The 8,979-nt window shown below is 60.2% G+C and carries 11 protein-coding genes and 1 tRNA gene; 4 read left to right on the top strand and 8 right to left on the bottom strand.

The window, feature by feature from the left end:
* The first annotated feature begins 2 nt into the window (after positions 1 to 2).
* Positions 3 to 890 (top strand): helix-turn-helix domain-containing protein, encoded by an 888-nt coding sequence (locus tag AC2FMM_RS16195; protein ID WP_496797110.1) that lies wholly within the window; start codon positions 3 to 5, stop codon positions 888 to 890.
* Between the two features lie 1,448 nt (positions 891 to 2,338).
* Here AC2FMM_RS16195 and AC2FMM_RS16200 read toward each other — a convergent pair.
* From AC2FMM_RS16200 to AC2FMM_RS16225, 6 genes are all read right to left on the bottom strand, one after another.
* Positions 2,339 to 2,413, bottom strand: a tRNA-Phe gene (locus tag AC2FMM_RS16200).
* 79 nt (positions 2,414 to 2,492) lie between these two features.
* A complete protein-coding gene (locus tag AC2FMM_RS16205) occupies positions 2,493 to 2,675 on the bottom strand; it encodes a DNA gyrase inhibitor YacG (protein WP_496689214.1) in 183 nt (60 codons plus the stop codon).
* On the bottom strand, positions 2,672 to 3,694 hold the full coding sequence (locus AC2FMM_RS16210) for a ribonuclease E/G (protein WP_496797111.1): 1,023 nt from the start codon (positions 3,692 to 3,694) through the stop codon (positions 2,672 to 2,674). The genes AC2FMM_RS16205 and AC2FMM_RS16210 overlap by 4 nt, the downstream gene beginning before the upstream one ends.
* Entirely contained in the window at positions 3,691 to 4,269 is a 579-nt protein-coding gene (locus tag AC2FMM_RS16215; RefSeq protein WP_496710718.1) for a Maf family protein, read from the bottom strand. The genes AC2FMM_RS16210 and AC2FMM_RS16215 overlap by 4 nt, the downstream gene beginning before the upstream one ends.
* A gap of 11 nt (positions 4,270 to 4,280) precedes the next feature.
* Positions 4,281 to 4,499, bottom strand: a complete 219-nt coding sequence (infA, locus tag AC2FMM_RS16220) for a translation initiation factor IF-1 (RefSeq protein WP_005620785.1) — start codon at positions 4,497 to 4,499, stop codon at positions 4,281 to 4,283.
* Positions 4,500 to 4,587: 88 nt separating this feature from the next.
* On the bottom strand, positions 4,588 to 5,463 hold the full coding sequence (locus AC2FMM_RS16225; RefSeq protein WP_496797112.1) for a carbon-nitrogen hydrolase family protein: 876 nt from the start codon (positions 5,461 to 5,463) through the stop codon (positions 4,588 to 4,590).
* Between the two features lie 169 nt (positions 5,464 to 5,632).
* Between AC2FMM_RS16225 and AC2FMM_RS16230 the strand changes: the two genes are divergently transcribed.
* Positions 5,633 to 6,121, top strand: coding sequence for a hypothetical protein (locus AC2FMM_RS16230; protein WP_496710720.1), 489 nt, complete (start codon positions 5,633 to 5,635; stop codon positions 6,119 to 6,121).
* On the opposite strand, the gene AC2FMM_RS16235 is transcribed toward AC2FMM_RS16230, so the two are convergent.
* A complete protein-coding gene (locus tag AC2FMM_RS16235) occupies positions 6,118 to 6,747 on the bottom strand; it encodes a ribonuclease T2 family protein (protein WP_496680417.1) in 630 nt (209 codons plus the stop codon). The genes AC2FMM_RS16230 and AC2FMM_RS16235 overlap by 4 nt on opposite strands.
* Positions 6,748 to 6,877: 130 nt before the next feature.
* Between AC2FMM_RS16235 and AC2FMM_RS16240 the strand changes: the two genes are divergently transcribed.
* Complete coding sequence (locus AC2FMM_RS16240) at positions 6,878 to 7,639, top strand: DUF1013 domain-containing protein (RefSeq protein WP_496680415.1); 762 nt, start codon at positions 6,878 to 6,880, stop codon at positions 7,637 to 7,639.
* Positions 7,640 to 7,693: 54 nt separating this feature from the next.
* On the top strand, positions 7,694 to 8,083 hold the full coding sequence (locus AC2FMM_RS16245) for a hypothetical protein (protein ID WP_496689224.1): 390 nt from the start codon (positions 7,694 to 7,696) through the stop codon (positions 8,081 to 8,083).
* Positions 8,084 to 8,131: 48 nt separating this feature from the next.
* Here AC2FMM_RS16245 and AC2FMM_RS16250 read toward each other — a convergent pair.
* Positions 8,132 to 8,979, bottom strand: an 848-nt coding sequence (locus AC2FMM_RS16250) for a permease (protein WP_496797113.1), incomplete at its 5' end; no start/stop codon positions are given.

The raw sequence follows: 8,979 nt of genomic DNA on the forward strand, positions 1-8,979 counted from the left end.
CAATGAAACTCCTGCAAGCTGTCGATATCGACGAACGTATGATACAAGAACCGGAGCTGATGATCGCGGAGCACCAGCTCTGGACAATCGCAAGCGAAGCCGCGACGAGCACCGGAAAATTCGACATCGGCTTTGATGCCGGATCCGTTTCCAGCGTGCAGATGCATGGCGCCCTGCGGCAACTTTATGATCAGAAAACACTTTTCGAACGCTTGGTCACCTTCTGCAAAATGGCGAAGCTGGAATACAGCAGAGCCGATTTCTTTGTTCGACCGGTCTGGAATGGTCTGGTTTTCGGCCGCAACGCCATTGCCGGCGATCGCGAGCAGGTCCGGCAGGTTGAACTCTATGTCCTTCAACTCATGCTAGAAACCATCCGGAGTGCACTGGGACCGTCCTGGGCTCCGAAGCGGCTGAACCTACAGTCGGATCATCACCCCGACCTCGAATGGCTGGCCCAATCCGCGGAAGAAAGACTTCGGTTTGCTCAGCCGGCCACGGAAATCCACATCGAACGCGGGGAAATGGTTTCAGAGGCGGTCATTTTGCCCGATCCTGACACACATGATCAGATGGTTCCCACGACGCGCGCCATTGCCGCACTGGTCTGCACCTACCTCTACGATCCACGCTTGTCACTACAATTCATCGCACGGTTGCTTGGCCTAAGTGACCGTCACCTGCAGCGCGATCTTCAAAAAGAAGGGACCAGCTTTTCCGAAATTCTGTCCCGGGAACGGACAAAAGCCGCAATAGACATGCTGAAGGTGCCGGAGTTAACGATATTTGAGATATCGAAATCCTTGGGTTACTCCAACCAGGCGCATTTCACGCGAGCTTTCATCAGAAGCACAGGAATGACACCATCTCAATTTAGGAGAGGCGTCTAAACTCAAAACATCTCTGCAACCAAGATCTGAAATTTCATTGGTTGGCAATGAGCTACGATTTTTTTGGGCTGAATGCAGCAATTGAGCGTGCACCGAATGCGGGCTCCGCATGATCGATGTTGGAGCTGCAATTTGGCTCTTAGGAAAAATTTTACCTTGCGAGCTTTTTCTGCCCTCAAGCCGATCAAACATACAACGCGTTTCCACAACTGGTGCTGACGAAGGGAGTAATTGGAAACAAAAGCAGACACCCGTCTACCGCAATAAATTGACCTGTTCGTCCGCATCTTGCTCGTTCGCCAATCTGACGCGCAATGTCAGATGACAAACAGTCACGCCCCCACATGACTGGAGCCACAACGCACCTCAGCAAAACCTGTTGCCCGCTGCTCCAAGAAATCCGAAGCCTTCTACAACAAACGCTGGTTTGTCGTTTACGGAGAGGGCAAGGCATGGCCGAGTATGTTGTTTTATAACGGGTTTCGACCGAACGGCAGGGGCGATCCGACCTCGGGCTGGAAGCGCGGCGGACTATGGTGGAACAATTCCTGACACCCGCTGATCAGGTCATAGCCGAGTGTCTGACCGCGAGGGTTATGTGTCCAGCCGCATGGCTAGGGACACCACTGCGGCAGGAAAGAAACCGACCAAGGCGACAGCTTCTCGCTGGTTCAACTTGATGACTACTGTCGCTGAGACTGTTGGCGATATTTGGGTTCACAAGGACGGGGACGAGCTTTGGTGGACGACCTCTTGAAGTGACGCACCTTCTTTCGAGAGGAAGACGGAACCCATCGAACGTGGGCGTGACGTGGTAATTTGCCAAAAGCCCTGCGAGCTTTGGTAGAACAAGTCAAAGAAGGGCGTTCCACTGAGGTGGAACGAACTACACCCCAAGGCGAAAGACTTCTTGTCTACTGAAGCCACGCTACAGTCTCTCAGTCCTTTGTACCGAGACTACACGTTGGCACTGATCGCCGGAGATGACCTAAGCAAGTGGCGCGACACCCCACTTTGGGCGGAACGAAGCGAAACCGCCAAGAAGGGGTAGCCCCGATCAAGTACGGGACGCAGACGGATAAGATTGCGTACCAGCGGGCTTCTGAGCTTTTTGAAGCGGCAGATGCCGCTGAACGCATGGCCCGTAGGAGCGACAACGGCAGCTGTGCTGGGCGTTTTGCTTATTCCGTTGACCAGTTGAATAGCTCAGAAGCTTTGTGGTCGAACCACGCTAAAAAACGCTGTCTTCGAGTGTGTTCCAAAACACGGTGGGGCAAAGACTGTGTTGGGATTGCTGTGGTCAACACATTGATTCCAAACACTGTGTCCAATACAGCTTTTCAACCCGCAAACCCCTCAATCAACGCACTTCAAAACTGTGCGATGAGTGTGTAAAGCACAAAGTTAAAACTGTGCGAGGACTAGTGTTCTGATTTTGCTTTAAAAAGTGGTGCCCGGGGGCGGAATCGAACCACCGACACGAGGATTTTCAATCCACTGCTCTACCCCTGAGCTACCCGGGCACGGGAACGGCGTTTGCCGTTGGGTGCAGGCCTTCTATGACTTGCCAAACGCCGTGTCCAGAGGCTTTTTCAGATTTTTTCAGTGTGGGCGATCCTTGATTTCGACAGCATCCTGAATCTCACCATCAAGGTCTTCCTCGCGCTGCGAAGGAACCGCATAGGAGCCGTTCAGCCACTTGGCCAGATCAATGTCCGCGCAGCGTTTCGAACAAAATGGACGAAACCGTTGGACCGTATCTTCTCCGCAGATCGGACAGCTCATTTCAGGACCTCCGACAATGGAATGCGGCCACGTTTGCGCTGCAACTCGAAATGCCCCAGCGGTGTCCAGCCGGCAAGAACGGTTTCTTCGCTGTCTGCCTTGAAAGCAGCACGGAGTGCGGATTCGAATCCGCGCCGGTCTTTCTTGGGCATCGGCGCAAGGTCCAGCGTGATCTGCCCGCCCAGCCCCCGCACGCGCAGGGCACGCGGCAGTTCCTTGGCGCAGGCGAAATTGGCCTTTGTTCCCGCCGCCAGCGAGCTATCCGAACCGGTGTTCACGTCCACGGCCACCAACGCCCGGGTGGGCTCGATATACATATGCGCCCCACCCATCAAGGGATGGGATGCGCCGCGTGCGGTGTCCAAAGCCTCGAGTACGCCATGGTCCGCGAACCCGCCCGCCTGGGTCGAGACCTCGGCGGGCTCCACCCATTCGCGCCAAGCGAGGACATGCGGTCCGTCGCCCTCAGACAGCGTTTCCGGCGCGTTTCCGATGTCGTTCACGACCTGTTCGGCCAGCGCTCGCATGGCGGCGATGTCTTCGGCGATCTCATCGGCATCCGCGCCCTGGCAACCGGAGCGCAGGATCAGACCGAAGGGGCTGCCGTCCATCTGCTCATGCGCGATCACCAGCAGCCGGTCGCGCTCCTCGTCATCGCGGATCGAGCGGGAGATGTTCAGCCCGGGCGCATCCGGCGTGACGATGGCATAGCGGCTTTTGAACAGGATCCGGTTTGTCACCGGCAGGGCCTTGCCCGGCTCGGCATAACCCGTGACCTGCACCAGCAGCATTTCGCCCGGCGCCAACCCTTTGACCTGCCGAAGGAAAGCCGGACCATCCGGGGTGCTCAGGAACATTCCGCCCTGCCCCTTGACTGGCCGCTCGGCCCGGGCCCGATAGATAGTCCCAGGGGCAGGCGCATCGGCGGCGATCAGGAAATCATCCAGTTTGCCATCCACCATCAACGCGGCGGCTTCGCGGCCCTGAATGTGATCCAGGATGATCGTTCGACCTTTCATGATGCCTCGCGATACAGAGGGTAGCCGATGCCTTGCAACAGCCCGGCGGTTTCCGCCAGGGGCAGCCCGACGATCCCGGTGAACGAACCCGAGATCCATGGAATGAACGCACCCGCGGGACCCTGAATGGCATAGCCACCCGCCTTGCCCTGCCAATCGCCGGTGGCGAGATAGGCGTTGATTTCCACGTCCGAAAGACGCTTGACCTTGACTTGGCTGACAACGTCGCGTTGCAGCACCCGATCACCGCGACGCACCGCGACCGAGGTGATCACTCGGTGGCGACGTCCCGACAGGGCAAGCAGGAACTCGGCGGCCTGGCCGGCATCTTCGGGCTTGCCCAGTATGCGTCGGCCCAGCGCAACCGTCGTGTCGGCGCACAAGACGATATCGTCCGGGTTCGCCTGCACGGCATGCACCTTCTCGCGGGCAATACGCGCGCAATACCGCAAGGGCAATTCCCCCTTGCGCGGCGTCTCGTCGATGTCGGGGGCAGCAATCGTATCGGGCTGCAAGCCAAGCTGCGCCAGCAGGTCCAGCCGTCTGGGGCTGCCCGATCCCAGGATGAACGCCATTGCGGCAGGCGTTACTTGAATCGGTAGTTGATCCGACCCTTGGTCAGATCATAGGGGGTCATCTCGACCTGAACACGGTCGCCGGCCAGAACGCGGATGCGGTTCTTGCGCATCTTGCCTGCCGTATGTGCGATGATTTCATGGCCGTTTTCCAGCTCGACCCGAAACGTCGCATTGGGCAGGAGTTCCTTCACGACACCGGGAAATTCGAGCGTATCTTCCTTGGCCATGTTGTCTCCATTGTTGCGTTGTCCCGCGGAATCCGCGGGTGTGCGCTTAAATGGTCCCCTTTTGCCAATTTTTCAAGGGCGGAATCGCCTAAAGGCGCGACAATGTGACCGATTGGACGCGTGGATCCTGTTCCGACCAGTGTGACCGGTTCAGAACCCCGCCATCAGCCCGCACATGTGCGATCGCGTCCAGATCGACCTCGGCATAGGTCCAGCCCGGCTGGTTCAGAGCGCCTTCCGCCAGAACGCCGGTCTCGGGGAAACCCACGTCGGGAGGGCCGAACACACCGCCCATGCCGGTGTTCTTGTCGACCGGCTCAGACCAGTTATTGTCGCCGACCAGCGAGGCCATCGCGGTCACACATTGATTTTCCAACGCCCGCGCCATCGCACCGATGCGAACGCGCCAATAGCCCGACAGGGCCTCGGTGCAGGACGGAACAAGGATAAGGTCCGCCTCGGACAGGGCGCGGCCGAGTAGAGGAAACTCGCTGTCATAGCAGATCAGAATGCCGATCTTGCCCAACGCCGTGTCGAACAGTTTCAGCGGCCCTCCCGGCGCGATTTTCCAAGGGGTGCGCTCGAACCGGGTCATGATCTGCTTGTCCTGGTGGTCGTGGCCACCGGCGGGCGAGTAGAACGCGGCCCGGTTCACGGGGCGGCCCTGCCCTGCATTCACCGGTGCGGACGCGCCCAGAATATACGCATTGTACTCGACAGCAAGGCGCCGGTGCAGGGTGTGGACTTCCTCCATCCGGTCGGAAACGGCCTGGATCGAGCGCTCCAGGTCGCCGGCCACCTCAGCACCATCCAGAGTTGACAGCTCCATTGCACCGTATTCCGGGAACACCAGCAACTGCGCGCCCTGCCCCGCGGCCTGCGCAACCCAGTCGGCCAGCTTGTCTTCATACTGCGCCCAGCTATCCAGCCAGCTGAGAGGGTATGCGGCGGTGGCAAGTTTCATCCTGCGGGTCCTGTCCAACGAATTCGCACGAACTCTATGGGCGGGATTGCCGGGTGTACAGGTCCTTCGGCAGGGCGAAAGGTCCCGGATCGAGTCGCGATCCGATTGAAATCTGACGATACTTCTCTAACCTGCGGGTCTGAACCCTGTTTGCCCGGAGATTCCGACCATGACCCGCGTCATCGCGCTCGTTCTTGCCGCCTTCACCGCCACCTCCGCCTGGTCACAGCAGTTGATCGACAAGGGGTTCGTCGAAGGCTGGAACATCATGATGGATCCCAATCTGGGTAACGGCTGCCTGATCCAAACGGTGTATCAGGACCTGTCGGTGGTGCGTCTGGGCTATGACGCGCTGGACAATCGGGGCTATTTCACAGTTTTCCACAAGGGTTGGGGCGACATCGAGCCCGGCAAATCCTATCCGATTCGGTTCGAGTTGGATGGCAAGAGCTTTGACGCCACCGCCATCGGCTTCAAGCAGGATCGGGTGCCCGGTGCGACCGTGTTCTTCACCGACCGGAACTTTGTTACCGCCATCGCTCGGAACAAGACGATGACGGTCTACAATCCGGCGGGCGAACGGGTTTTGGCGATCGACCTGAAAGGCACCGCCAAGGCACTGGACTATGCCCGCGACTGCCAGAACAAGAAGCTCTAGCGAATCGGATCGAACACCGCGTCCGAGGCGGTACAGTCCCGGATCACGTCCCGCCCGCAGGGCACCGGGTCCAGTTCGCGCGACAGGCAGATTCGTACTTCTTCGATGTATCCGCTGTTGCAGGTGACGGTGATCATGTCGGGTTCCAGCCCCGGGTTGGCTTTGACAAAGGCCTCCTCGACCACGCGCGCCGGCAGTTTGACCGGCTTGTCCAGCTTGCGGAACACCGCAGGGCGGTTGATACGCTCATAGGCCTGCCGCGACAGCGCGTAATAGTCTGCCGCGGACAGGCCCGAACAGGTGCCGTGTTTCTTCCACTGATGCCAGGCCAGGCCGGAACTGCCCTGAATATCCTGCATTTCACGGGTCTTCCCGCGAGAGGGCGGCGCTTTGGGCGTTGGGCAATACGACGGCCAGCCTTGGTGATATTGCGGCCACAGCCCGTGCAGGATCCAGCCGTGATCGTGGCGCGCATCGCATTGGTCGGACCCGCGCGCGTCACCCTCGCGGGCGCACCAGTTGGGCGACCAACTCAGCGACAACACGTAATAGTCGAATTCCCCTGCCTTCTCGCCCTCGGCCAGCGCGGCCACCGCACTGAACGCCCACAGAACCACCCAACGCATTCGCCTCTTCCCTTCCGGCTTTTGCGCGACTATATACGCCCCGAGTTCCCCGACAACGGAAACCTGCCCCAAGACCTCGGGGCCGCCGAATTCCGGCGACGGGACAGATGTATTCAAAGGAGACGGGCTCATGGCAAAACCCCTGATGGCCAAGGCGACCGCCGTGTGGCTGGTGGACAATACCACGATCAGCTTCAAGCAGATCGCGGATTTCGTGGGCATGCACGAGCTGGAAATTCAGGGCATCGCCGATGGCGATGTGGCCGCCGGCGTCAAAGGGTTCGACCCGATCGCCAACAACCAGCTGACCCAGGACGAGATCGACAAGGCCGAGAAGGATCCGCTGCACAAGCTGAAGCTAAAGTTCAACCCGGCCGCAGCCGGCGAGGAAAAACGCCGCGGGCCTCGCTACACCCCGCTGTCCAAGCGGCAGGACCGTCCCAACGCGATCCTGTGGCTGGTCAAGTTCCACCCCGAACTTTCCGACGGCCAGATCTCGAAACTGGTCGGCACCACCAAGCCGACGATCCAGTCGATCCGCGAGCGCACCCACTGGAACATCGCCAACATGCAGCCGATCGATCCGGTGGCTCTGGGCCTGTGTAAACAGTCCGAACTGGATGCAGCCGTTCAGAAGGCCGCTGCCAAGAAGGCCGCCGAAGGTGGCGTGATGAGCGATGACGAGCGCCGCAAGCTGGTCTCGACCGAACAGTCGCTGGAGATGGACGCCGCGCCCAAGATCCCCACGGCAATCGAGGGGCTGGAAACCTTCTCGTTGTCCGATGACGACGAAGAAGAAAAGGACGCGGAACCGATCGTCGATGCCGACAGCTTCTTCAACCTGCCCAAGGGCGGTGCCGAAGAAGACGACGAGGATGACCATCGCAACTAATCAGATTTGGGCCCCGACCGCGCAGGTACGGGGCCTTTTTCATCGGAACGGATTATGCTGAACATACTGTCCAAAGTCGTCGGGCCGCACCGGGCGGTCTCGATCTACGCATTCATGAAAACCAAGGGACTAGTCATTCTCGGTGGCGTCAGCGTCATCGGAGTGGCGGCGGCCCTGCTGTTGCTGAGCGGTGATGGCAGGCATGAACACGAGGCCTTCCTGACCGTGCCGGTCCTGTCGGCGACGCCGATCAACGGTGACCTGAAGAACGGGGTGATTGCTTCGGTGCGCCTGCCGGATGGGTCTGCCGCTTCGATCACGGCGACCGAGGCCCCGATCGCGCAGACCGTCGGCACGACCGCCTGCATTGAAAAGCGCGTCTACATGGATAGCGGCGAACCGCGATACCGGTTCAAGCTGCCGAAATATTGCGCGGGCAGTTGATCGGCCGGCGGGCTACGCCACCCGGACCGTCGCCGGGTGGCATGCGTTTCACAGCATCTGGAACAGGAAACCTGCCGCGATCGCGCCGCTGATGCCAAGGCCCAGGTAGGCCGCAAAGACACGTGCTTTGACCAGCGACCACACCGCAGCCATGGCCGGGATCGAGCTGACCGCGCCCGCGATCATGAACGACATGGCCGCGCCGGCGCTCATCCCCTGTTCCATCAGCCCGGCCAGCAGCGGCGGCGCGACATACGAGTTCAGATAGGCGGGCATGCCCACGAAGGCCGCGATTACGATCGGAACCACGCCCTCGCCCCCGACCGCGCGCGCGATCAGGTCCGCCGGAACATAGCTGACCAGCAGCGCCTCGAGCACATAGGCAAAGGCCATCCATTTCAGAAGGAACAGGGCATTCTGCACGAATTCGGCCCGGAACCGGGCGCGGCGCTCGGGCACCTGCCAGAACTTCCACACGGGCTTCTCGTTTTGCTTCGGGGCGCAGCCACAGCATCCGGCCGGCTCGTACCGGCGCAACGGCCGGGAGAACGCCCCGCGACGCATCAGAAAGCGCACGGCAAAGCCTCCGAACAGGCCCAAGGCCACCGCGGCCGCGGCCTTGCCGATGGCAAAGGGCCAGCCCAGCGCACCGGCGGTGATCAGCAGGGTCGGCGGGTCGATCAGAGGCGAGCTGAGCCAGAACGCCATCACCGCCGACAACGGCGCGCCAAGGGCCAGCAGGCCGGCGATGAACGGAATCACCTCGCAGGAACAGAACGGCGCCAGCCCGCCGAACAGGGCGGCCAGAAAGATCATCCGGGCTTCGCGCCCCTCAAAGGCGCGGGCCACCATCGTTTCCGCTCCCGTGGCCTTGAGATACGAAAGCAACAGAACCG

This window comes from Ruegeria sp. BHSC043 (assembly GCF_059612985.1).